This window comes from uncultured Brachyspira sp., from assembly GCF_944388875.1.
In the GTDB taxonomy this organism is placed as follows: Bacteria; Spirochaetota; Brachyspiria; order Brachyspirales; family Brachyspiraceae; genus Brachyspira.
This window is the reverse complement of sequence record NZ_CALXKQ010000006.1, coordinates 70,102-95,577: the sequence shown is the minus strand read 5'-3', so window position 1 is coordinate 95,577 and position 25,476 is coordinate 70,102. Positions and strand designations below refer to the sequence as shown.

Genomic DNA, 25,476 nt, shown 5'->3' with positions numbered 1-25,476 from the left:
TATTATTGTTATGTTCGCCCACCTATAAGGTCCTATAATTATCTGCCAAATAAGTTTGTCAGATAGCTTCAGCTCACTTCATTATTGTTATGCTCAAAAAAGCCTATAAGCTCATCAATAATAAATTATTATTAAAAAATAAAATATTCTAATATAATATTATAAACTTATATTATATTAGAATATATAAAATAATCAAAACTATTTATTATTTATTTAATTCCTCTATTAATTTTTTAACTCCGCTTCCTAATTCAAACTTATATCCAAGTTTAATTAAACTAGCCTCTAAGGAACCAACTGCCATTATTAAATCTCGTTCGCATACAAATCCTAAAGTTCCAATTCTAAATATTTTATTTTCCAAAGCACCCTGACCATTTGCAACAATTATATCATAATCATCTTTTAATGTTTTTCTTATATCAGGAACACTTATACCATCTGGAGGAAGTATTGAGGTTATAGCATGACTAGCATTATTATCAGCTTCTACAAATAATTTTAATCCAATGCTTCTTATAGAATTTCTTAATGCCATGCTAAGTTTTTTGTGCCTTTTATTAACATTTTCAATTCCTTCTTCTCTTATCATTTTTAAGGAAGTGTGAAGAGAAGTTATTAGATTAACAGCTGGAGTAAATGGAGTAGTGTCCTTAGATAAAGATTTTTTATGCTCTGTCCAATTAAAATAAAAGCTAGGATACTTGCATTTCTCATGCATTTTAAAAGCTTCTTCGCTTGCAGTTAAAAAAGAAAGTCCTGGGGCAATCATAAATCCTTTTTGAGAACCTGATACTGCAACATCAATATTCCATTCATCAGTTTTAAACTCCATAGCACATAAGCTTGTTATTCCATCTACTACAGATAATGCTCCATGTTTTTTGATAATAGAACATAATGTTTTTATATCATTAGCAGCACCTGTTGAAGTTTCACTATGTGTGAGAGTTACAATTTTTATTTCTTTATCTTTACTTAAAGCATCTTCCAGCATTTCTGGTTTTATTACTTCTCCAGCTTCAGCTTCTATTTTTGTTACAACAGCTCCTCTGCTTGCCGCAATTTTTGCCCATCTGCTTCCAAAATTACCAATAGATAAACATAATACTTTATCGCCTTCATTGATAAGATTTTCTAAAGCAGCACACATGGCACCAGTTCCGCTTGCTGTAAATAAAAATACATCATTCTTAGTTTGAAAAACGTATTTTAAATCTTCATAAACTTCTTTCAATATATTTGAAAATTCTTTGCTTCTATGAGCCATAGGATGTTTAGCCATTTCTATTAATGCTGATTCAGGTACAGGTGTAGGACCGGGTATCATCAAAAATGTTTTATCTTTCATTATTAAATTCTCCTTAAAATATTTTAAATACAGCATAGGGTATGTATTATTATATTATATTTATACGTTTTTTACAATACTGTATTAAGTAATATTTTTATAAAAAACTCCTTGACAATAGACAATCTTTTGTATATTATTTATTATCTGAAAAAGTTATGATAACAAAATCTCATATTAATCAAAGGAATTATAAAATAATGAAATCATTAAAAAAAGAAATTATGTATCCTATTGTATTTATATTGCTTTCTATACTATTTTTCTACAGTAATTTAACATTTTCATATCTTCAAATGGGAGATGTTATTCTTTGGGATATAAAGAATATTAAAGATGCTATATTCAGCGGAAACTTATATTTTTGGAATAATGCCTATTTTACAATAGCAACATCGGCAGCAGTTCCAATTCATCCCAAATCTTTACTTATAGCACTACTTCCTAATGATATATATCCTCAAGTTAGTATAATTTTTCATATAGCTGTTATGGGATACGGACTTTTTTTATTTTTAAGAGAGAAGAGATTATCAATAAAAGCATCTATGTTTGGGGCTATTGCCTTAATGTTTTCCAATGCTATCATAACCCTTATACTTCCTGGACATTTAGGAAAATTTGAAACCTATTGTTATTTTCCATTTGTATTATACTTTCTCTCTAAAGCTATGAATACTGAAAAATGTATTGATTTCTTTTTTACTGGGGCATTTTTAGGTATTGCATTTTTAGGCGGTGCTTTAGATGTTGCTATGTATTTTTCTTTATTTTTAGCATGCTACTTCTTATATTTACTATACTCTAAAAAAAATGATAAAAAATTAATAGATTTTATTAAAATGGATTTAAAAAGAATAATTCTTTTATGTGCAAAATTTGTATTAGTTGCAGTATTTTCATTTTTGATGTCTATACAGATAATAATGATTACAAGAAATACTCAGGATATGGGGGCTGCAGGAGTTGAAAATAAGAATCAGTTATGGCAATGGGCTACAAGATGGTCATATCCTCCTGAAGAAATATTAGGATTTTTTATACCAGGTTTTTTTGGTTACTATTCTGGAAGCGAAACTCATCCTTATTGGGGAAGAATAGCAAATATGGAAGGAGAACCTAAAACATCAAATTTTTCTCTTACATCTGCTAATATAGGTTATATAACATTTATTTTTATAATATTCGCAGTATTTATAAGCAGAAAAAAATACAGTGAAAAATATTTTTGGATTGGTACGGCTTTATTCTTTTTGACAGCAAGTTTTGGAAGATATTTCCCTTTAATATACGGAGCCTTATTTCAAATACCTATATTCAGAGATGCCAGAAACCCTAATAAATTTATAGAAATTATACCTATTCCTTTTGCAATAATATCTTCATTTGCTGCTGATTATATTTTCAAAGCAATAGAAGCAAAAGATAATGATAAATTAATAGAATACTTAAAAGATGATTATAAATATATATCCATTGCTCAAAAGATAATGTATATAATAGCTATTCTATCAGTTGTATTTGCATTGATAACAATATTTGCAAATGGTGTTATATACAGCAGTTTTGTTGCAGATTGGAAAGAGCAAAATGCTTCTTTAATAGCAAAAAATATATCGATGTCATTTATAAGATTGATGCTTATGTCTGCAACTACTTTACTTTTGATGACTAATGCAATTTCTTTAAAGGAGATAACTATAAAGGATAAGTTTGCTGTTATAGTTCCATTTATAGGTTTCATATTATTTTCCGTATATGATTCAGGAGATATAGGATTTCTTATAATTGGATGTATAGCTGCATTTCTCTATATTATAATTGCAAATAGAGAAAATCTATTTTATAAATATCTGCCTTATATGTTTATGGCGGTGTTATTTTTAGATTTAACTCAAAGCGGAAATATGTTTATAGTAAAATCTAATTATAATCAAATGTATAATTCTACTCCTATAGTTGATCATATATTAAAAGAGGGTGGGAATGAAACAACAATGCCTATATTGATTCCTTATTTATACAGATATACAACTCATACAATGCCATATTATAATATACCATTAACAGAGCCTCCTGCAGCAAGCAGATTATCAAAAGATATAACAGATACTTTTGGAGCTTTTAGAATAAATGATTATGTAGGTTATCAGCCTAGACTTATGGATTTGCTTGGAGTAAGATATATATTAAGTCCTACATATTTGGATCAGTCTGTGATTTCTAATGATGTTTCAAAAGTTACAGAATATCAGGACCAATTTTCTGCTGCTGTTTTATATGAGCTTAAAGGATATAGAAATAAATATGAATTCGTTAATAATGCATACAATGCTAGAGATTTTAATGACGGACTAGGAAGACTTACAATGCCTAATTTTAATTTAGCTAATGAGGTTGTTTTACTTAATAATTCTAATAATAATATAACTTTAAATAATCCAGATTCGATACATAGTGTGGAGCTTATTGAAGAGAGCAATGATAAAATAGTATTTAATGTAAAAACACCAGATTCAGGAGTTCTTGTATCAAAAGAGCGATATAATAAAGACTGGTCTGTAACTGTTAATGGAGAAAAAAGAGAGCTTTTAAATGCTAATCTTCTATTTAGGGGAGTATATGTAGATGCTGGGGATAACAATGTTGTATTTGAGTTCACGCCTAATAGAAAATATTTATACAGCACTATTATATGCTGGTTTATATTTATAATAGTATCGGCTGTCAGTTCAATAATTTATATAAAAAGAAATATTTAAACATTAAAAAATAATATATAAATAGCTCCTATATTATACATATAGGGGCTATTTTTTATTATTAGACTTGTTTCAAAACTAAATTTATTAATATTTATAAATTTTTAATTATAGTTGAAGCACACATTCGCGTGCCGAAGAAGTATCCTCTCTAAACGTGCCTACGGCGGATGTTGTCAGAAGTACGACGGCGTCGAAGGAATGCATGTTTATATACTAAAATAATAAATTATACAACATATAAAATATTGTATTTTATAATTTTAAATTATAAAAATTTTACAGTTAATATTGTCAAGTACTTTTGAAACAAGTACATTATTTTCTGTAGAAACTTTACTAAATATATAACTATATACTTTTATACTTTTTAAGTAAAAATTTCATTATATGATATAAATAAGTCTATGTTATATTTCAATTTTAAAAATGTAGTACCAAAATACTAAATTTTATTAATAGTGATTTTATAGGAATTCATAACTATTAATATAATTTTTAGAATTTATCTCTAAAAGCTTCACGCCACTTTCTCACAGGTATCCACCAAGCTATCCTATTAATATTTTTTTCAGTAGCTTTAATTACGCATTTAATACCAAATATGTAAATATATATATAATTTTTGTTATTATATATTCCAAAGAATCTTATCCAATTTTTATTTTCTTTTATTTCATTGTTTAATCGTTTATTTTCATTATCTAATTCTATATTTTTTGATATTAATAAATTCAATAAATTTTCTTTATGAATATCATTTTTTATAACTTTAGGTGAGAAAATAGCATTTTTTATCCACTCCAAAGATCTATTTTTTTCTATATTTATTTTTTTATTGATTTCATCATAATCAATTTTTAAATATTTTTCTAAATTATTTTCTAGTATACTCAAATTAGGAATTACTCTTTCTTTTAAATTTAATAAACTTAATAAATCCATTATTCTAAATAAATTATTTGAATAATAATCACTTCTAACGCATACAAATGGTTTATTAAAAATAATTGAAAAACAGCTGCCATGAAAACCATCTGTAATAACAAAAGAAGCATTTTTTATAAAGAGAAGCCATTGTTCTGGAGTTTCTTTAAAATTAGAGCATATTAATTTTTTATTCATTTTATTTGCAATATTTTTGATTTCTTCTATATGAGAATTTAAGCCGTAAAGATAAGCAAATATATAATTCTCTTCTGTACACTCTTCCTTAACAGTATTAATTAAATTATAATATTCTTCCATATCCGCTAAAAATACAGGATCTAAAATAAAATCAGCATCTAAATTTAATTCCTTTTTAAAAAAATCTACAGCACTGCTTTCTCTTAATGAGATATGATCAAATTGATCAAGATAATGATTAACAAAAATTCTACTTTTTGAATTAATATCATCAGCTAAATTAGTAATGTTATCTCCAAAAGATGTGGAAATTGCTATTTTTTTCTTTTTATTATCTATAAAATCCAAAAAATATATATATTTAGTGTGATAAGATGTCTTTATTTCATTATTCCATAATTGATCAGAAGCTGTTATAAACATATTGCATTTATTATTTAACTCATATAAATCTTCTTTATTTATATTATTAAATATACTAAAGTAATATTTTTCAGCAAATTCTCTAGCAATTCCTTTACTATGATAATCATAATAACTAGAATCTTTATCTAAAGAATCTAATACTGATATTGAAAATCCAAGATTTTCCAATAATTTATATAAGGCATAATAAGTTAATATAGCACCATAATTATTAGCAAACCAAAAACCTATTAAACATATATCTATTTTATTAGAATTTATAACTAATTCATTAAAACTTTCTTTATCAAAATTATGAAAAAAGTACTTTCTACTACCAAATATTATTGTTTTACCATTTATTCCTCCATTTGAAGGTTTAAGTTTTGTAACATCTTTATGTTTACAATATTTTTTTATTTTATTAAAAGCATTATTACCTTTATCTGTATTTATTAATACTAAAGATACACCTTTGTTATCATTATCTTTTACTCCCCAATAATCCCCAATACTAATATCTCCTGCTCTTTCATATTTTCTATATTTACAATGCAAACATTCTTCTTTTACAGATACATGAGTAAGAAATGATTTTATATATATACTATCAAATCCTTTTACTAAATACTCCCCATATTTAAATTTGATATATATTTTATGGTCTGAATTCCAGCCGAATTTTTCTTTATTTCTGAAACTTATATATTCTATCTCTTTTATTTTTTCGTCAGTAAAAAGTTCTTTTAAGTATTTTACCCATACTTTTTGAGGCACTATGCTGTTACAAAGTAAATCAACTGTAAGTAAATTATCATAATCTTTACCTAAATATGAATATAAAGCTGACACTTGACAAGGACAGCCTGTAAATAAAACTTGTTTTTTTTCATTCAATAATTTTTTTATTTCTATAAAAGTATTACCCAAATTACTTTCTATATATTTAGAGCCTCTTAATTTATATAAATCTTTTTTATCATTAATAATTATATGTTCAACACCAAGCCAATCATCAGTAAAACTTGCTCCGCATACATATCCGTTATTTTCAAATACATAATCAGCTAAAAGAGTAAACATTCCTCCTGAAGAACTTTTCATTCTTATTTCATCATTTGCTCTAACATCATATATTTGCTGTTTGAAATCAGTTTTGAAATTATCATTAAGAGCATGGCATTTTTTTACACATAATCCACAGTCAGTACATTTTTCTTCTAAAACAACAGGATAATGAAAACCTTCCTTAGTTTCAATCATTTCTATAGCATTATGCGGGCATGCGTGATAACAAACAGAGCATCCTGTACATTCTTTTTTATATACTATATCAACACTATTATTCTTCATATATATCCCCCAAAGTTATTTAAAACACAAAAAAACCAATGCCTCAATTTAGATTCATTCTAAATGAAACATTGGTTGTAATTTTTAATATATGATGTATTATTAATTTATATATTAGATAAGTGTCTTGTCTTGTCTTGTCTTGTCTTGTCTTGTCTTGTCTTGTTAACATTTTATTATCCATAATTAATATATATTTATTATAACATATATGTGAATTAATACAAGCTATATACTGCTAATTAATTCATATATTAGACTTGTTTCAAAACTACTTGACAATATTAATAATTTTATACTTACAAATACTATGTTTTATATATTGTATAATTATAGTTTTAATATATAAATATGCGGTCGTACTTCATATGCTTCTCGCCTGCCAACACCTGCAATAAGTGTGCTTCAACTATAATTAAAAAATATTAAATTAAAAAACTATAGATATTAACAAATTTAGTTTTTAAGCTAGTCTATTTTTAGTTGTAAATAAGAAGTAAAATATTTGTAAAAAATATTGACATATAATTTAAAATATGATATACTATAGGTATAAAGAAAGAGGGGGAGGTTGTTTATGAGAATATTGAAAGTCATAATTATATTAACAATGATCTCCTTTAGCAGCTTGTTTGCAGATTGGGTTATACCTGCAGAATCTTTGCCTGAAAGGGCTAGGCAGTTTATAGCTCAGAATTTTTCAGATGCCCAAATTTGGTATGTAGAAAGCGATGACGGAAAATTTGAAGTGGAATTATCAAATGGAATAAAAATCGATTTTTTATATAACGGAGATTGGAATGAAATAGATGCAGAATATGTGGGGATACCTTATAATGTATTTCCGCCTAATGTAGCAAATACAATAAGAAATACATATCCACAAACTGTTATTATTAGTGCTGAAAAAAAATGGGGTACTTATGAAATAAAGCTAAACAATATGATGGAGCTTTATATATCTGCTGATGGGCAATTAATAGGACAGAAATTTGACGATTGATTTACTTTCCATCCCATATACAAAGCAGGATATTAGGTTAATTCTTAATATCCTGTAATTTTTTTGCATAAAAAACGGACTTAAAAAATAAAGTCCGTTTTTAATTACAAAATATAAAAATTATTATCTTTCAGACATACTAACGAATTCCTGAGGTTCAATAACATTTTTATATGCAGGTCTTATTATTCTTCTGTCATCGAAATTAAGTTCTTCTATTCTATGGGCACACCATCCTACAATTCTTGACATAGCAAATAGGGGAGTATAAATTTCCTGAGGTATTCCAAGCATATCATATATGAATCCAGAATAAAGGTCTACATTGGCACAAACTCTTTTTTTATCTCCTTTTACTTTCATAAAGCATTCTACTGCTCTTTCTTCTATAAGCTCTAAAAATTCAAGTTCGCATTCTTTTTTCTTTTCTTTAGCGAGCTGACGTGCCAAATCTTTTAATATAACAGCCCTAGGGTCAGATAATGTATAAACAGCATGTCCCATGCCATAAATTAATCCGCTGTTATCATAAGCATCTTTATTAAGCATTTTTATTAAATAATCATCTATTTCATTTTTATCTTCCCAATCATCTATAGCTTCTTTTAAATGTATAAACATATCCATTACTTTTGCATTAGCCCCTCCATGCAAATCTCCTTTAAGAGAACCTATACCTGCTGATATACTTGAATATGTATCTGTTCTTGCAGAGCTTGTTACACGCACTGTAAATGTTGAATTATTACCGCCGCCATGATCAGCATGAAGAATTAAAAGTAAATCCAGCATTCTAGCTTCTAATGGAGTAAATTCCTGTTTTAACATATATAAAAAGTTTTCGGCTATGGAATATTTTGGCTTAGGCAATGTTATAGTTAAATATTTCTGAGATACACTATACTTATACATATTATAAGCATAGGCAATAACAGCAGGAAACCTTGCTATTAATTGTATAGACTGAAGCATTAAGTTTTCTAATGATAAATCTTCAGGATTAGGATCATGAATATACATTTCAAGTACACTTCTTGATAATATATTCATAATATTCTGACCTTCCAAATCAATTATATTCATAATAGTTTTCTTATCTAAATACATATTATCTGATATAAGTTCTTTAAAAGAGTTAAGTCTTTCTTCATCAGGCAATTTTCCAGAAAGAAGAAGATAACATATCTCCTCATAACCTAAACGCTTATTTTTTAATATATCATCTGCTATATCATTTATACTGTATCCTCTATAATACAATTTTCCGTCTATTGGATAAACATTACCTTCTGCATCCTTCTCATATCCTACAACGTCCCCAACATTAGTAAGCCCTACTAATACACCAGTACCGTCTTCATTTCTTAAGCCTTTTTTTACATTATATTTCTGAAAAAGCTCACTATCTATCTTTATACGTTTACTAGAATGATCGTACAGCTTATAAAGTAAATATTCTTTTCTCATGAATAAACTCCTTTTAAAATTATTTTTTTAGTTTATAAAATATAATGTTTGTTTTTAATTATAATAGAGAAATTATCTTTTCTCCAAACTCTTTGGTACCAAGCGATACTCCATTATTCATAAAGCTAGCCAAATCTTCAGTAGCATATCCGCTTTCAAAAGATCTTTCTAATGCATTTATGATTAACTCAGAAGCCTTGTTCATATTAATATACTCTAATGCCATAACAGAAGAAAGTACTAAAGAACAAGGATTAGCTTTATTTTTTCCTGCTATATCAGGTGCAGTACCATGTGTTGCTTCAAAAATAGCATGACCTGTTTTGTAATTGATATTTCCGCCCGGTGCTATACCGATTCCTCCAACCATTGCTGCTAATTGATCCGATATATAATCACCGTTTAAGTTTAATGTAGCTATTACTGAAAAATCTTCAGGTTTTAACAATGTGTTTTGCAAAAAAGCATCCGCAATATTATCTTTTATTATGATTTTTCCGTTTTCTTTGGCTTCTTTTAATTTTGCTTTTGCTTTATCTTCTCCAAACTCTTTTTTTATTTCACCATATTCTTCCATAGTGAAAGTTTCATTGGCAAATTCTTTTCTTGCAAGTTCATATCCGTATTTTTTAAATCCTCCTTCAGTAAACTTCATTATATTTCCTTTATGAACTAATGTTACAGAAGGAAGTTTGTTTTCAATGGCATATTCTATAGCAGAGCGTATAAGCCTTTTAGAACCTTCTTCTGATACAGGTTTTACTCCGAAAGATGAAGTTTCTGGGAATCTTACCTTTGTTATTCCCATTTCATTTTTTAGGAAGTTATAAAATTTCTTAGCCTCTTCTGTGCCAGTCTTCCACTCTATGCCAGCATATATATCTTCTGTATTTTCTCTAAATACTACCATATTAACTTTACTTGGATTTTTTATAGGGGAATCAGTTCCTTTAAACCATCTTACAGGTCTTAAACATACATATAAATCTAAAGTCTGTCTAAGTGTTACATTTAAAGAACGCATTCCCTCTCCAACAGGAGTAGTTAAAGGTCCTTTTATACCTATGAGATATTCCTTAAAAATATTTATGGTGTCATCAGGAAGGGGAGTACCTAATTCTTTTTGTGCCTTATCTCCAGCAAGCACTTCCTTCCATTCTATAGATTTTTCACCGTTATATGCTTTTTTTACAGCTTCATTTACTATCATTTGTGAAACAGGTGTAATTTCTGCTCCGACTCCGTCACCTTCTATAAAAGGTATCGTTACTTTATTTGGTACTATTAATTTACCATTTTTCATTTCTAATTTGCTCATATTAAAATCCTATTACTTTTAATTAATTTATTGTTATAAATGAAATTGATTTTATTATATTATAATAAATAAGTATTTATATCTATTAATAAAAATTTCACAATTTTTCTATTTCTTCTACACTTAATCCAGTATATTTAGAAATAGTATTGAAATCTATTTTATCATTTTTCATATTTCTTGCTGTTGTTATTTGGTTTTCTTTAATACCTTCTTTAATACCTTCTTCTTTTCCTAATCTTCGTTCTTCTTCAAGCATTATTTGATTTCCATATAGATATGCCTGTCTTTTATCATATTCGTTCATCATTAGCCTATCTTTTATGAAGTTGTTATATCTTTTTTGTACTTCTTCCATTATAGGTTTTTCTTTAACTAATTCAGACATAATTGCCTCCTTATTATCTTTCATAGTAAAAAATTTAAGCCAGCAATTCAAATCAGGCTTGAGTAAATTATATTTAAACTTTTTTAATTCTATTATATGTATCTGCAAATGATCTGTAAGAAGTCTTTTATTATTAGTATCATAAATCATATAGCAGGAATGTATATTATCAGATTCATCTAAATTGAAATCAAGTAAATTAATACTTATTACTGGGGTAAGAGCATCATATTTTTCACCATGTTTTAATAATTTACTGTAATTGGAAGCCCAATAATATAATATGCGTTCTGGAAATCTTGAATTGCCTTGTAATTGTATTTCTATAATAACAACAGTTCCATTTTGAGTAATGCATTTAACATCAGGGCGTCTGCGACATCTGTCCACCTTGCGTGCCACCTTCGGTGCTATACTTTCTTTATCCTCGTAATTCTCTTTATAATTAAGGCGACTGCCCGCCTTTGGCGACGGAGTAAGAATTTCTACACTTCTAAAAGTTTTCATGCCAGAATCAAGCATTGTTGAATTAATAAAATCTAGTAATATAAGATTACTGTCTTTAGATGAGAATAGATATCTCACAAAATAATCATTTAATACATTAATATTTTTTGTTTCACTCATAATTTCATTATATTATAATTTATTATTTTTCTAAAGTCTTTTATTGTTGTTATGCTCGCTTTTATTATTGCTAGTGATAAACTCGCTTGACAACTAAAGTTATCAGCAGCTCGATTTTTTAATTTTTATTATTTTTCTAAAGCTAATATATCATCATAACCTTTTTCTCTAGCTATATCAAATACCGTCTTATTTTCCTTGTTTACAACTGTAGTGTCTGCTCCATTCTCTATTAAAAGTTTAACAAGCTCTGTTTTTCCATTGTCAATAGCCTGAAGCAGTAAAGGATAACCATCTTCTGAAGGTGTAGGAGTATTTACATCTGCATCTTGCTCTATTAAATATTTTGCCATTAAAGTATCACTATTATAAAGAGTACTAGCCAATAATGAAATATTTACATTTGGATAGTATTCTTTAAGTTCATATTTCATAGCAGGGTCAATTCCTTTTGAAACTAAATATTTTACTATATCCAAACAGCCTGACTGAACAGCATAACGAATTAAAGGATAGCCATAATTATCAACATAATTTATATCAGCTCCATATTCAGCAAGCATTTTAAATTTATCTAAATCACATTTTGATTCTCCAACATATCCAATTGTTTCAAATAATATAGGAAAAGGTTCTTCCCAGCCGTACTCAATATCTACTTCAGCACCTGCATCTAATAATTCTTTCATTATTTTTAAACTATTTTCATTTGTAGACATTACTGCTGAATGTAAAGCATCAATATTTCCTTCTCCTCTAAAATTAACATCTGCCCCTCTTTTTATAAACTCTTTTACAAGTTCTAAATCTCCCTTTGCAGAAGCTGTTTTTAATGGACTATCATTATCAACATAAGTCTGATCAACATTAACACCGTAAGAAAGTAATTGAGTAACCATTTTTTTATCACCGTATTGTAATGCCATTATTAAACTTCTTTCTCCATGTTTCTCTTCAAAGCTTTTTAAAGATTGTGCATCCTTTACATTTTTAAGATCATTAAAAGCCTCTAAATCCCATCCTGGTACTTCACTAATTTCGGCAGTATCAGTATTAATTTCTTCAGTATTATTATCTTCAACATATTCATCATTATTAGATATTTCTGTATTATTGGTATTAATGGCATTAGTATATGTAGTTACTTCTGTATTATCAGTTTTTTTAGAATTACAGCTTATTATACTTATTAATATTAAAGCTGTTATAATTAATTTTTTCATTTAATTACCCCTTAATTATTATTTTTTATTATCATATCACAACTAAATATAAAAGTAAAGAAAACATTAATTTCTTATTGCTGCTAGCGATAAACTTATTATTATATATAAAAAATCTCGCCTTAAAATATCTATCAGCTAAAGCTGACAGATGCTCGATTTTTTATTTTTAAATATAGCTGACAATTAAATCTGCCAGCTTCTCAATTTTTTATTTATTGTTGTTATGCTCGAAAAAGCCTATAAGCCCATCAATAATAAATTATTGATGGGGCTTTTTCTCACTTTATTATTTATTTCTATGTAATTCTGTCGGATCACTTATATTAGACTTGTTTCACAAGTACTTGACAAAATTAGTTGTGTAATTTTCAAAATAATTTTAGCTATAAACTATGTTTTATATATTGTATAATAATTAATTTTAATGTATAAAATTGCAGTCTTTTTGGTTCTTTGTGCCACACCGAAGGCGGACAGCGTCCAAAAGAACTGGGGTTGCCGAAGGCACGCACAGCGGGGGCAAAGCCCCAATTATAAATTTAAAAATACTAAAAATTAAACAGTGTAAATATTTAGTAAATTAGTTTTGAAACAAGTCTATTATTTTTCTAAAGCTGCAATCTCATCATAGCCTTGTTCTTTAGCTAAATCAAAAATTGTTTTTCCGTCTTTATCAACAACAGAAGTATCTGCACCTTTCTCTATCAAAAGTTTAAGAAGTTCAATATTTTCAGCTCTAAGAGCAACAAATATTAAAGGTAAATCAGAAACACTATCAGTTTGAGTATTAATATCAGCACCTTGTTCTATTAAATATTCTGCTATTTCTGTAGTTTTATTTCTCACTGCAGCATTAAGTAATGAATAACTTTTACCTGAGTATGAATAACCATTGGTATATGTCATAGCAGGGTTAACACCTTGAGAAACTAAATATTTTACTATATCAATACATCCTTTAGAAACAGCAGCAGCAATTACAGGACCGTACTCAAAATTTGAATAATTTATATCTGCTCCATGTTCAGTAAGAAGTTTAACCTTTTCTAAATCGCATCTTTTTATAGCAGGATATAATATATTATCTTCATTTTCTTCTTTAGTACCATAAATAATATCAGTGTCTGCTCCTGCATTTAATAATTCCTTTACTACTTCCAAATGATAATTTTTTTCAGAGTCTACTGCAGAATATAAAGTGTCTATATTTGCTTGATATTCTTCTCTAAAATTAACATCAGCACCTTGTTTGATAAGTTCTTTTACAAGTTTCAAATATCCTTTTTCTGAAGCTAATTTTAAAGGAGTTCTACTATCATTATCATCTTTCATATTTACATCAGCACCATAAGATATTAATTCGATAGCCTTTTCTTCTGTAGGAAATTTATCAATAGCAAATACTAAAGAAGATTTACTCGGATTTTTTGACTGCCATTCATCGAAAGATTTTTTATCTTTTATAGAATCAATTTCATTAAATAATTTTTCTTCCTCTTCTAACATTGTAGTTTTATATGTACTCCACATATCATTAGAAGCATATCCCTGATAGATTTCTTTATTATTATTATTTACTTCTGAATTATTTGTTTTTTCACTTTTACCAACTCCGCAGCTTATTATATTTATTACACTAATTAATATTAAAGCTGTGATAATTATTTTTTTCATAAAATGATCCCCAATTTTTATATTACTAATTATAGTAAAACATTGTACTTTGTCAATTTTTTAATATAATCTATAAATAACTTACTATGTTTTATAAGCTGACATTTAAGATATGCCATACAATTAATTAACTTTATAAATTAAACTTAATTTTTCATTAAAGTATTCAAAGCCCCGCCGTTTTTAAACCATTCAATCTGTGCTTCATTATATGTATGCATAACTTCAAATGTATCTTCGCTTCCGTCTTTATGAATAAGTTTAACAGTTAGGTTTTGTTTAGGCTTAAAATTATCAAGTCCTAATATAGTTATTTTGTCTTTTTCCTGTATTTTATTATAATCATCTTTATCTTTAAAAGTTATGGCAAGCATACCCTGTTTTTTTAAGTTTGTTTCATGTATTCTAGCAAAACTTTTAGCTAAAACTGCTTTAACATTCAAAAATCTAGGCTCCATTGCAGCATGTTCCCTGCTCGAACCTTCTCCGTAATTTTCTTCTGCTACAACTACTGATGATATGTTTTTTTGCTTGTATTCTTTAGCTGTTTTTGAAACTTCTTCATAATTGTTATTTAATTGATTGAATACAGAATTTGTTTTATCATTAAAGAAATTAACAGCTCCCATTAACATGTTGTCTGATATATTTTCTAAATGTCCTCTGAATTTAAGCCAAGGTCCAGCCATTGATATATGATCTGTAGTGCATTTACCTTTTACTTTTATTAAGAGAGGCATATTATTAAAATCATCAATATTAAATTTATCAAAAGGCTTTAATAATTGTAAGCGTTTAGAATCTTTGTCTATTACTATTTCTACACTGCTGTCTGGAGAACTTTGTCTTTTCTTATTTTCTGTGTTTAATCCATTTTTGGGTAAAGCTACTCCCATAGGTGCATCGAGTTTAACTTCTTTACCTTCTTCATTTGTAAGAGTATCTTTAAGAGGGTTAAATCTTAAATCTCCTGCTATACTCAAAGCCATTACAGTTTCTGGAGAAGCAACGAATGCATGAGTATTAGGATTGCCGTCTGCACGTTTTGCAAAGTTTCTATTAAAAGATGTTACTATAGAGTTTGCTCTTGTGTTGTCTTTCTCTTGTCTGTCCCATTGTCCTATACAAGGTCCGCAGGCATTAGTCATTATAACAGCACCTATTTTTTTGAAGTCATCTATTATACCATCTCTTAAAGCAGCATTATATGATGCTTCAGAACCTGGATTAATTATTATTTTTGATTTTACTTTTAATTTTTTATCTATAACCTGACGGGCAATAGAAGCAGCTTTACTCAAATCATGATAGGAAGAATTAGTACAAGACCCTATTAATCCAACTTCCATAGCAGCAGGGTATTTATTTTCTTCTACTTTTTTAGCAAACTCACTTATAGTGCATGCAGCATCTGGAGTAAATGGTCCGTTTAAGTACGGTTCTAATTCGGATAGATTAATTTCTATTATTTTATAATAATATTTTTTTGGGTTATCATATACTTCTTTATCAGCTTTTAAGTTGTTAATATTTTCTTCTGCTAGTTTTGCAACCTCTTCACGTCCTGTAGCAATCAAATATTCTTTTATATTATTATCATAAGGAAATATTGAAGTAGTAGCTCCTACTTCAGCACCCATATTGCATATAGAAGCTTTTCCAGCAGCGGATAGGGTAGAAGCACCTTCTCCGAAATATTCTATAATAGAATTAGTACCGCCTTTTACTGTCAAAATTCCTGCCAATTTTAATATAACATCTTTAGCACTAGCCCAGCCGTTTAAAGAACCTGTTAATTTTACTCCTATTATATTAGGTATTTTTAATTCCCATTCCATTCCAGTCATAACGTCAACAGCATCAGCTCCCCCAACACCTATAGCAAGCATTCCAAGTCCTCCAGCATTAGGAGTATGAGAGTCTGTACCTATCATCATACCTGCAGGGAAAGCGTAATTTTCTAGCACTATTTGATGTATTATACCAGAACCTGCTTCCCAAAAACCAAGTCCGTATTTTTTTGCAACACTTTCTAAAAAGTTATAAACTTCTTTATTTATATTAAGTGCATTTTTCAAATCTTCTTCAGCACCTTTGCATGCTTCTATTAAGTGATCACAGTGTATTGTAGCAGGTACGGCAGAGGATGTTTTTCCAGCGTTCATAAACTGAAGTAATGCCATTTGAGCTGTAGCATCCTGCATTGCCACTCTGTCTGGTCTGAAATCAGCGTAATCTTCTGCTCTTTTAAAATCTTTTATACTTTTTTCATCATATAAATGAGCGTATAATATTTTTTCTGATAATGTTAATGCTCTGTTTAATTTTTGTTTCACATTATTAACTTTATTAGAATAGTTTGAATAAAAATTTCTTATCATTTCAATATCGTAAATTTCCATGATTAATACCTTTTATATTATAATATTGCTATAAAGTATTACTATATAGTAATATTATTTTTTTATCAATAGTTTTATATTTTTTTATTTTTATAGGAACTTTTATTTGTAATATTCGTCTAATATAGCAAATAAAAATAAAAACAATTAATAATTAAAATATAGGAGATTAGAATAATGAGAATGAAATTATTACTAACAACATTTGTAGCATCTTTATTAATATCAACAGCAGTTTTTGCTCAGGTTCCGCCTCCTCCTGAGCCAGGTTATGGACCAGCTCCGAGAGGACCTAGACATCGTCCTGGTCCAAGAGGCGATTTATACAGAATGTGCAGAAATGCAGGTGTTTATTTATCAGATGAACAGCTTAATGAAATGAGTTCTATTGATTATGAATATGAACTTAAAATCAATGAGTTGGAATATCAAAAAAGAAATATAGATTACAAGTTTAAAATTGAAAGAGAAAAAATAGATATAGACTTGAATCTAATAAAAGATTTGATAAATCAGAAAAAAGATTTAGAAAAGGATATTGATTATTTAAGAGTAGAAAAAGATGTTTCTATATTAGGAGTTTTAACAGACGAACAATTACAGCAATTAAATACTTATAGAATGAGATATTACTACTACAGATAAAAAATTTATAAAATATATATACGATTTATAAGAGGTTAGTATTTTTTATACTCCCTCTTTTTTTATTTTTAATATATAATTGGATAAAATTAAAAATAGGATTTTTCTATGATTAAAGAGTTTCAAAAATTTATTATGCGTGGAAATATATTAGATATGTCCATTGGTATTATAATAGGAGCAGCATTTAATAGTATAGTTAATTCATTTGTTCAGGATATTCTAATGCCTCCTATAGGTTTAATATTAAGCGGCATAGATTTTTCTAATATGTTTATAGTAATTAAAAAGGGAGCTGATAATATTGGCAATTATAGTTCTATAGAGGCTGCTAAAAATGCAGGTGCTGTAGTTATTGGAATTGGAGTGTTCATAAATACTATCATAACTTTTATTATAACAGCTTTTTCTATTTTTATAATTATAAAAATGTTTAATAAAATGCAGGAAAAAATCATAAAAAAAGAAAAAGAAGATAAAGATGCAAATGAAAAAATTTGTCCTTACTGCTGTTCATCAATAAATATAAAAGCGGTAAAATGCCCTAATTGTACATCTGATTTAAGTTAATATTTTAATTGTCAGAAAAAACTTCTTTCATTAGGGAATTAATAATATTTGGAAACTCCTGTAATAAACTTTTTTTATTAACTCTCTCAGTAACTCTATGAAGATCCTTTCCCCAAGGACCGAAAATTAATGTAGGTATATTTATATCCTCAATAGATTTGAAATCTATACTGTATTCATTACCCCATACAATCATATTATCTGAAAATATTTTATAATCATATTTGGTATTAATGGCACTATAGCTGGCATCTGATATACCAGTCATATAATTATTGCATACTGTATCTATATTATATAATTCTCTGTATTCTTTTTCTATAATTTTAAAATATTTGCTTCCATATTTTTCTTTGCCTTCTATAAAATCGCTATGAACTGCAGGATAATATGGCGGTGAAAAAGATATTAATACAAATGGAGTTTGAAAATTGGCATAATCAAGTATTTTCTCCATTGCAAATATTGTAGTATTAGGATAGGTTTCTTTTTCTTCTCTTATTTTTATAGATATTTCTTTTTTTAAATTTTTATAGAAGGCATCAAAATCTTTTCTAGGTTTTAATTTATCTACTAATTCTGACAAAGTATAAACTTCAGCATTATAATTTTCTTCTATTTCTTTATTATTGTATTCTTTATAATCTTTTTTAAATTTGTTTAAAAATTTATTAAATGCCTCTATACTAATTTTTTTTACTTCATTTATAATTTCTTCAGGCGTTCTGCTGAAATGCAAAACAGTAAAATAACCTGCAGCTCTAAAAGGTATAGATACATCATATTCATACTTTAAATCTTTAAAATATGACCATAATGGCGGAGGAGTTTTTTCATTTTTGTATGAATCTACTAATTTTAATGAACCTTCTGTTTCTTCAAATATACCGCTTAATATTGAAAGCGGATTTAAACCATTATAATAAGACATTATATGTGCTTTAACCCCTTGAACCATTATAGTCGGCATGCATTTACCAACTGTACCTATATGTAGTGTATGTTTGTTGTTTTTTCTATCATTAGGTTCTGGTATAATCATAAGTTTATAATTAAAGTTATACTTGTTTTTTAAATCGCTCAAAAGTTTAGCAGATTCCCTCATGCCTATAGAATAAGTTTCTTCCTCTGGAACAGTTAAAAATATTAAATTACCATCCTTATTTTCTTGTTTTGAATATTCTTCCAATATGGCAATAGATGCAGAGAGTCCTCCTTTCATATCACAGCTTCCTCTTCCATATATCCATTCTCCAGAATATAAATCCTTTTTATTGTTTTCACTTAGATCCAATGTTTTTAGATTATCTTCTATTTTTTTTATGTCAAAAGCATTATCCTTGAACTCTCCGAATTCTTCTATTCCAACAACATCAAAATGTCCACTAAGTATTAAAGTATTATTATTATTTCCCATAACAATGGCACATATTATCTCTCTGTTATAAACATCATTATCTATCTTATATCTTATTAGATATTCTTTATTATTACTAAAATATTCTATTTTACTTAGATAATTATATATGAACTCTGATGCTTCATTTTCTCCTTCAGAATAAGAAAGACTTTTTGTTTTCATTAAATTTTCTAATATATATAAAATTTTATTCTCCAATTCTAAGACATGCATATATTTTCTCTCTTTATGTTTTATATAATATAATTATATATAAATAAATATACTTTTTCAATAATTATATATTCATATTAGGAAAATAACTGTATGAATATGTAAATCATACTTAATAATTATATATTTGTTATATTTGTAGTGTAAATTTATTTTTTTAATCAAAAATATACATGTATAAATTTAGTAATATTCAAAAAATATACTTTACTATTTACATAGTGTGATTTTTGTATATATTATATAGTATAATATTAATTTAGGAGAAATGAATGGAAAAAAAATTTAAACTTGGATTAGTACCTAGACTAATCATCGGAATTCTGCTCGGTATATTCTTCGGACAGCAATTTATACCAGAAGTAATATCTAGATTAATCGTTACTCTTTCTGGAATTTTTAGTTCTTATTTAAGTTTCGTAATACCTTTGATGATTTTAGCTTATGTAACTATGGGTATAGCAGGTTTAAGAGAAGGTTCAGGTTTTTTATTGGCTGTAACATGTGCATTGGCTTATGCTTCAACTCTAATATCAGGTACGGCATCTTTTACAGTAGCTTATAATCTATTCCCTAGCTTTATGAATTCGGAAGATATTCAAAAAATAGCTGAAACTGCAGGAAAGTCTTTAGAGCCTTTTCTCTCTTTGAAATTTCCGCCTATACTTGATACTTTATCGGCAGTTTTATTTGCATTCATATTAGGATTAGGTATTTCTACTTTAAGAGCAAGTGAAAATAAAATGGGAGATTATTTGTATAACTCTTTCGGTGAACTATCTAATATAATAGACAGAACTTTAAGAATTTCAATAATACCATTCCTGCCTCTTTATATTTGCGGTACTTTTGTAAATATGACTAAAAGCGGACAAACATTTGTAATATTAGGAATATTGTGGAAAGTATTCTTAGTTGTAATATTAATGCATTTCATATATTTAGTTATAGTATTCTTTGTTGCAGGAGCTATAGGAAAGAAAAGTCCGATATTTCTTATCAAAAATCAAATACGCGGATATATCACCGCTTTAGGTACTCAGTCATCAGCTGCCACTATACCTGTAAACTTGCAGTGTGCCGAAAAAGACGGAATATCTGAACAAATAAGAAACTTCGTAGTACCTCTTTGTGCTAATATACACATGGCAGGCTCTATGATAACAATTACAGCATGTGCTACTGCTGTATGTTTAATGAATCAAATACCTATTTCTTATACTATAGTACTTCCTTTCATTCTTATACTTGGTATAGCTATGGTTGCCTCTCCAGGTGCTCCGGGCGGTTCCATAATGACAGCTTTGCCTTTCCTCTATATGGTAGGATTAGGTACTCCAGATAGTCCTTTATGTGCTATAATGGTTGCTTTATACATTACTCAAGACTCATTCGGTACTGCATGCAATGTTTCTGGTGATAATGCTTTGGGTGTTATAGTAGATACAATATACAAGAAAAAAGTTATAAAAACTGAAGCATAATTAAAAGATATAATATAATATAAAAATATAAGCCGTCTAATTATTAGGCGGCTTTATTATATTCAGTATTAAAATTAATAATAAGTAAATTAATCTAATTCTAAATCTATAACTATATCGATTTCTGTAATAGAACAATTTAATTTTTTAGCAATCTCTTCTTTACTCAATCCTTCTTTGTAAAGATAAATAATATTTTTATTTCTGTCAGAACTATCTTCTTCTAATTTTATTGTTTTATTTGTTTTTTTGCTTTCTTTATCATGTACTGGTATATTGCTTTTTATAGTTTTATCTAATTTACTTCTCAATTTTTCAATAACTTCTTTTTTAGCTTCATCATCTATGGCTTTTATTGCTGTGTCTATATTATTTTTTTTAGATTTTTCTTTTTTTATATCTCTTATTTCTGCAGTTTGTTTTTTATTATCTTTTTCTTCTTTTTTTGACGAATTTAAATTTGAAGTTTCTGTTTTAAAATTTTCATCTTCTATTCTTATATCTAATTTGCTTCCTTGATTTTTTGTTTCTAAATTTTTATTATCATTTTCTGTGAGTACTATATCAATTTTATTATCTTCTTCAATTTTTTCTTCTTTTTCTTTTATAGATTCATTAGCTTCATAATGATTATTTTTAGTATTTAATTCGCTTGAAAGTCTGTTTGCTCTTACTATTGCATCTTCGAGTATTGATATTCTTGATAACGCTATATTATTAAATTCTTTAACTAAAGCTTCAATCTCTTCTCTGGCTTTTGACATAGTTTCTTTTTCAAGTCTTTCTCTAGCTTTAGAAACTATATAAATATAAAAAAGCGGAAGAACAACCGCCAGTATAACTATATTGATTATTACACTTATTAAAATCTGCATGTTAGAATTTCATTAATTAACCTTATCCTAAAGTATCTATTTTAGAACCTTTAGTATGCTCCATCATAGCAACTTCTTCTATGCCTATAATAGAATTGTTTTCATCAGTATTATTTGTATTAGCAATTATTTTTTTATTTTTCTTTCTATAAGACATATATCCTTGATCTTTTTGTCTTTGCTGTTCATCCTTTTTTTCTTTAACTTTTGTTTCATCAGACACTGTTTCAGATTTTACAACTGTAGAATCTTTTATATAGGAATCTCTATGTATATCTCTATCCTCGGACTGCATAGCTATGGTTTTGGCTGCCATTCTAGTATGCTCCATCCTTCCTATATGCGATTGCTGCATATACAATTGTTGTAAATCCAAAGGTGCTATAGGCATTTTTAAAATCTCCGTATAATATGCCTTAAATTTATATCCTATATATATTAATATATACTTTTTTTCTATTATTGCAAGTTAAAAATATAATATATGATAATAATAATTTTTTTAATTGAATTATTAATTTTTATAAATGGAGTAGGCATAAGATATTATTGCCGAAGCTGCCGATACGTTTAATGAATCAAAATCAGTTTTAGAATTTATTATAATGCTCCCATCAGAGTTTTTTTTAAGTATATCATGTACTCCGCTATGTTCATTTCCTAGTATTATTGCAGTAGGGCAGTCAAATTTAAAATTTTCAATAGGAGTTTCTCCTTTTTCACTAGCGTAGTAAACCCAAAAACCTTTTTCTTTCATAAGTTCTATAACCCTATTTAAATTTGTTTCTATTGAAATCGGAAGATGATAAGCAGCACCTGATGATATTTCATAAACCTTTTCATTTATTGGGGCTGAATTATCTTTAGGTATTATTATTCCTGCGGCATTAAAAAAATATGCATTTCTTATTATTGCTCCAAAATTATGTACATCTGTTATAGAATCTAATATAAATATTAGAGGATTTTTATTTTTTTCTAATGCTTTTTGCAGAAAAATTTCTATTCCTATTTCTGCATTTTCTTTTATATCAGCAGCTATTGAGTATATTTTTCCTATAATTTTTTCCATTTCTTTTTTATCAACATTTTTTATAGGCACTTTATTTTTTTCTGCTAATTTTATTATATCTTTTTCTCTTTTTGATATTGGAAATTTTATATATAAAGTTTCAACCAAATTTTTTGATATAGCTTCAGTTATTGCATTTTTAGAGGTAATAAACATTTTTTAATCCCAAAATAATTATTCAAGTTTTTTATAAAGATTTTCTATATCATCCTTATATGCTTCCATAATATTTGCCCTTTTCATTTTTAATGACTGAGTAAGAAGTCCATTTTCTATAGTAAACTCTTTGTCTGTAATTATTATTTTAGATATGGCCTCATAAGGTCTAAATCCATTATTATAATTAATTAAATTACTGAGTTCTGATTTTATTAATTTATAAACATCTTTAGAATTAACTAAATCATCAGAAGGCATTTTATGTTTATTAAGATATTCTTTAATAGTTTCTTTGTCAATTACTACAATAGCACCAGTTGCACTTTTATCCTGTCCTACAAGCATTATCTGAGAAATATATTTAGATTCCAATGCTTTATTTTCTATAGGCTGAGGCTCTACATTCTCACCAGTTAAAAGAACTATTGTTTCTTTTGCCCTTCCTGTTAATACAATTTCTCCTTCCTGAGTATATGTTCCCAAATCTCCAGAATCGAAATATCCATCAACCTTTGCCTTTTCAGTTAATTCTTTATCTTTATAATATTCTTTAAATATATTAGGACCTTTTATATAGCATACTCCCATCTCACCATCTTTGCATACTTTTCCTTCATGATCCCTTATTTCAATCTCCACTTCGGGTATAGGGGCTCCGCATGTTCCTCTATAATTTTTAAAAGGTGATCTTAAAGTTACAACAGGAGAAGTTTCTGTTATTCCCCATCCTACAACCAAATTAATTCCAGCAGCCTCAACAAAATCCTCTATATACATAGGCAATGCTCCGCCGCCTGATATTGTAAGACGCATCTTCCCGCCTGTTAATTCCACTATTTTTTTATAAACTATTTTTTTTATGATAGAATGAAAAATTGGGTCAAACATTCCTATATGATATTCTACATTCTTATATTCTTTTTTTTCATCACCTATTAGATATACTAAGCCATTTTGATATCTCAAATTTCTTACATATCTCATAGAACGCTTTATCATTGATTTTATTATACGGCTAGCCAATGCACCTTTCCTATCAATATTTTTCATTACTGTATTATAAATATTAAGCCAAATAGCAGGAACAGAAATGAATATATTAGGGGCTTCCTCTGTAAAATCAGTTTTTAAATCTCTTTTATTTGTGATTGCAGTAAAACATCCTGTTACAGCTGTTACATAAGATATAGTTCTTTCATATATATGCCAAATAGGAAGTATAGTTAATAATTTCTCTCCTGCTTCTAATTTTATTATATCAGGCAAAACTCTGACATTATGCAGAATATTGCTATGCGTTAATACAACTCCTTTAGGCTTTCCAGTTGTTCCTGAAGTATATATGATTGTTGCTATACTGTCATTATTTAACTTGGATGCCATATTTACAGCATAGTTTTCATCATTATTTAATTCTTTTTCTCCAAGTTCAAGAAGTTTATCAAAAGCAAAGATATTTTTATCTGGATTATGCATGGAACTATCCAAAATCACTATTAAAGATAAATCATTATGATGTTTTTTTATTTTTTTATACACATATTCATTTTCAACTAATGCAGCCTTTGCCTCGCTATGTTCTATTATATAATTTAATTCATCTGGAGTAGAATCATTTCCTCTTGGAACATCAGGCGACCCTAATGTAAGCAATGCCATATCTGATATAAACCATTCTATTCTATTTTCAGAAAATATTGCTACATTCTTTCCTTTAAGACCTTTTATTTCAAATGCTTTTGCTATTGCATTTATTTTATCATATAATTTTTTATATGTTAATGTCTGTTTGTTGTTTTCATTATCTCTATATCTGTATGCAGGACTCTGCGGTATATTCTGCACTGTTTGAAAAAAAGCACTAGGTATAGAAGTGTAATTTTTCATAAAAACCTCACATAATTAATTCTTACTATATAAAAATAGTAGTT

The 25,476-nt window shown here is 27.5% G+C and carries 19 protein-coding genes; 5 read left to right on the top strand and 14 right to left on the bottom strand.

All coding sequences use genetic code 11. From position 1 onward, the window contains the following. Positions 1-208: 208 nt before the first annotated feature. A complete protein-coding gene (locus Q0J69_RS06215; protein ID WP_297205161.1) occupies positions 209-1,354 on the bottom strand; it encodes an alanine--glyoxylate aminotransferase family protein in 1,146 nt (381 codons plus the stop codon). Between the two features lie 200 nt (positions 1,355-1,554). Here Q0J69_RS06215 and Q0J69_RS06210 point away from each other — a divergent pair, with 200 nt between their 5' ends. Further along, complete coding sequence (locus tag Q0J69_RS06210; RefSeq protein WP_297205159.1) at positions 1,555-4,116, top strand: hypothetical protein; 2,562 nt, start codon at positions 1,555-1,557, stop codon at positions 4,114-4,116. 498 nt (positions 4,117-4,614) lie between these two features. Here Q0J69_RS06210 and Q0J69_RS06205 read toward each other — a convergent pair whose 3' ends face one another. After that, on the bottom strand, positions 4,615-7,002 hold the full coding sequence (locus Q0J69_RS06205) for a polysaccharide pyruvyl transferase family protein (protein ID WP_297205158.1): 2,388 nt from the start codon (positions 7,000-7,002) through the stop codon (positions 4,615-4,617). Between the two features lie 43 nt (positions 7,003-7,045). Beyond that, entirely contained in the window at positions 7,046-7,174 is a 129-nt protein-coding gene (locus tag Q0J69_RS06200; protein WP_297205157.1) for a hypothetical protein, read from the bottom strand. Positions 7,175-7,579: 405 nt separating this feature from the next. Here Q0J69_RS06200 and Q0J69_RS06195 point away from each other — a divergent pair, with 405 nt between their 5' ends. Further along, positions 7,580-8,005: a PepSY-like domain-containing protein gene (locus Q0J69_RS06195; RefSeq protein ID WP_297205155.1), complete on the top strand. Its 426-nt coding sequence runs from the start codon at positions 7,580-7,582 to the stop codon at positions 8,003-8,005. A 123-nt stretch (positions 8,006-8,128) separates the two neighbouring features. On the opposite strand, the gene Q0J69_RS06190 is transcribed toward Q0J69_RS06195, so the two are convergent. The 6 genes from Q0J69_RS06190 to Q0J69_RS06165 form a co-directional block, all read right to left on the bottom strand. Then, positions 8,129-9,472 (bottom strand): citrate/2-methylcitrate synthase, encoded by a 1,344-nt coding sequence (locus Q0J69_RS06190; protein WP_297205154.1) that lies wholly within the window; start codon positions 9,470-9,472, stop codon positions 8,129-8,131. A gap of 58 nt (positions 9,473-9,530) precedes the next feature. Then, positions 9,531-10,790, bottom strand: a complete 1,260-nt coding sequence (icd, locus tag Q0J69_RS06185; protein ID WP_297205153.1) for an NADP-dependent isocitrate dehydrogenase — start codon at positions 10,788-10,790, stop codon at positions 9,531-9,533. A gap of 97 nt (positions 10,791-10,887) precedes the next feature. Beyond that, positions 10,888-11,805 (bottom strand): Rpn family recombination-promoting nuclease/putative transposase, encoded by a 918-nt coding sequence (locus tag Q0J69_RS06180; RefSeq protein WP_297205152.1) that lies wholly within the window; start codon positions 11,803-11,805, stop codon positions 10,888-10,890. 128 nt (positions 11,806-11,933) lie between these two features. Continuing rightward, entirely contained in the window at positions 11,934-13,028 is a 1,095-nt protein-coding gene (locus Q0J69_RS06175) for an ankyrin repeat domain-containing protein (protein WP_297205150.1), read from the bottom strand. 603 nt (positions 13,029-13,631) lie between these two features. After that, complete coding sequence (locus Q0J69_RS06170; protein WP_297205148.1) at positions 13,632-14,705, bottom strand: ankyrin repeat domain-containing protein; 1,074 nt, start codon at positions 14,703-14,705, stop codon at positions 13,632-13,634. Positions 14,706-14,851: 146 nt separating this feature from the next. Beyond that, positions 14,852-17,107 (bottom strand): aconitate hydratase, encoded by a 2,256-nt coding sequence (locus Q0J69_RS06165; protein WP_297205146.1) that lies wholly within the window; start codon positions 17,105-17,107, stop codon positions 14,852-14,854. A gap of 177 nt (positions 17,108-17,284) precedes the next feature. On the opposite strand from Q0J69_RS06165, the gene Q0J69_RS06160 reads away from it, so the two are divergent. Together Q0J69_RS06160 and mscL are read left to right on the top strand one after the other, a co-directional pair. Beyond that, positions 17,285-17,752 carry a hypothetical protein gene (locus Q0J69_RS06160; protein WP_297205144.1) on the top strand — a complete coding sequence of 156 codons (468 nt, stop codon included), beginning with the start codon at positions 17,285-17,287 and terminating at the stop codon, positions 17,750-17,752. A 108-nt stretch (positions 17,753-17,860) separates the two neighbouring features. After that, complete coding sequence (gene mscL, locus Q0J69_RS06155; protein ID WP_297205142.1) at positions 17,861-18,322, top strand: large conductance mechanosensitive channel protein MscL; 462 nt, start codon at positions 17,861-17,863, stop codon at positions 18,320-18,322. 4 nt (positions 18,323-18,326) lie between these two features. Here the strand turns inward: mscL and Q0J69_RS06150 are convergent, their stop codons facing one another. After that, entirely contained in the window at positions 18,327-19,904 is a 1,578-nt protein-coding gene (locus tag Q0J69_RS06150; RefSeq protein ID WP_297205140.1) for a M20/M25/M40 family metallo-hydrolase, read from the bottom strand. A 323-nt stretch (positions 19,905-20,227) separates the two neighbouring features. On the opposite strand from Q0J69_RS06150, the gene Q0J69_RS06145 reads away from it, so the two are divergent. Beyond that, positions 20,228-21,439 carry a dicarboxylate/amino acid:cation symporter gene (locus Q0J69_RS06145; protein WP_297205139.1) on the top strand — a complete coding sequence of 404 codons (1,212 nt, stop codon included), beginning with the start codon at positions 20,228-20,230 and terminating at the stop codon, positions 21,437-21,439. 89 nt (positions 21,440-21,528) lie between these two features. On the opposite strand, the gene Q0J69_RS06140 is transcribed toward Q0J69_RS06145, so the two are convergent. From Q0J69_RS06140 to Q0J69_RS06125, 4 genes are all read right to left on the bottom strand, one after another. Beyond that, complete coding sequence (locus Q0J69_RS06140; RefSeq protein WP_297205137.1) at positions 21,529-22,314, bottom strand: hypothetical protein; 786 nt, start codon at positions 22,312-22,314, stop codon at positions 21,529-21,531. Positions 22,315-22,336: 22 nt separating this feature from the next. Further along, complete coding sequence (locus Q0J69_RS06135) at positions 22,337-22,705, bottom strand: hypothetical protein (RefSeq protein WP_297205136.1); 369 nt, start codon at positions 22,703-22,705, stop codon at positions 22,337-22,339. A gap of 123 nt (positions 22,706-22,828) precedes the next feature. Further along, positions 22,829-23,542, bottom strand: a complete 714-nt coding sequence (rlmB, locus tag Q0J69_RS06130; protein WP_297205135.1) for a 23S rRNA (guanosine(2251)-2'-O)-methyltransferase RlmB — start codon at positions 23,540-23,542, stop codon at positions 22,829-22,831. Positions 23,543-23,560: 18 nt separating this feature from the next. Next, positions 23,561-25,432 (bottom strand): AMP-binding protein, encoded by a 1,872-nt coding sequence (locus Q0J69_RS06125; protein ID WP_297205133.1) that lies wholly within the window; start codon positions 25,430-25,432, stop codon positions 23,561-23,563. Between the last annotated feature and the right edge of the window lie 44 nt (positions 25,433-25,476).

Bases quoted from the DNA above. Each gene is read 5' to 3' on its own strand.
- Q0J69_RS06190 (WP_297205154.1), bottom strand. From the start codon at position 9,472: ATGAGAAAAGAATATTTACTTTATAAGCTGTACGATCATTCTAGTAAA.
- mscL (WP_297205142.1), top strand. From the start codon at position 17,861: ATGATTAAAGAGTTTCAAAAATTTATTATGCGTGGAAATATATTAGAT.
- Q0J69_RS06210 (WP_297205159.1), top strand. From the start codon at position 1,555: ATGAAATCATTAAAAAAAGAAATTATGTATCCTATTGTATTTATATTG.
- Q0J69_RS06160 (WP_297205144.1), top strand. From the start codon at position 17,285: ATGAGAATGAAATTATTACTAACAACATTTGTAGCATCTTTATTAATA.
- Q0J69_RS06150 (WP_297205140.1), bottom strand. From the start codon at position 19,904: ATGAAAACAAAAAGTCTTTCTTATTCTGAAGGAGAAAATGAAGCATCA.
- Q0J69_RS06145 (WP_297205139.1), top strand. From the start codon at position 20,228: ATGGAAAAAAAATTTAAACTTGGATTAGTACCTAGACTAATCATCGGA.
- Q0J69_RS06170 (WP_297205148.1), bottom strand. From the start codon at position 14,705: ATGAAAAAAATAATTATCACAGCTTTAATATTAATTAGTGTAATAAAT.
- Q0J69_RS06205 (WP_297205158.1), bottom strand. From the start codon at position 7,002: ATGAAGAATAATAGTGTTGATATAGTATATAAAAAAGAATGTACAGGA.
- Q0J69_RS06135 (WP_297205136.1), bottom strand. From the start codon at position 22,705: ATGCCTATAGCACCTTTGGATTTACAACAATTGTATATGCAGCAATCG.
- Q0J69_RS06125 (WP_297205133.1), bottom strand. From the start codon at position 25,432: ATGAAAAATTACACTTCTATACCTAGTGCTTTTTTTCAAACAGTGCAG.
- Q0J69_RS06175 (WP_297205150.1), bottom strand. From the start codon at position 13,028: ATGAAAAAATTAATTATAACAGCTTTAATATTAATAAGTATAATAAGC.
- Q0J69_RS06165 (WP_297205146.1), bottom strand. From the start codon at position 17,107: ATGGAAATTTACGATATTGAAATGATAAGAAATTTTTATTCAAACTAT.
- icd (WP_297205153.1), bottom strand. From the start codon at position 10,790: ATGAGCAAATTAGAAATGAAAAATGGTAAATTAATAGTACCAAATAAA.
- Q0J69_RS06140 (WP_297205137.1), bottom strand. From the start codon at position 22,314: ATGCAGATTTTAATAAGTGTAATAATCAATATAGTTATACTGGCGGTT.
- Q0J69_RS06215 (WP_297205161.1), bottom strand. From the start codon at position 1,354: ATGAAAGATAAAACATTTTTGATGATACCCGGTCCTACACCTGTACCT.
- Q0J69_RS06195 (WP_297205155.1), top strand. From the start codon at position 7,580: ATGAGAATATTGAAAGTCATAATTATATTAACAATGATCTCCTTTAGC.
- Q0J69_RS06200 (WP_297205157.1), bottom strand. From the start codon at position 7,174: ATGTTAACAAGACAAGACAAGACAAGACAAGACAAGACAAGACAAGAC.
- Q0J69_RS06180 (WP_297205152.1), bottom strand. From the start codon at position 11,805: ATGAGTGAAACAAAAAATATTAATGTATTAAATGATTATTTTGTGAGA.
- rlmB (WP_297205135.1), bottom strand. From the start codon at position 23,542: ATGTTTATTACCTCTAAAAATGCAATAACTGAAGCTATATCAAAAAAT.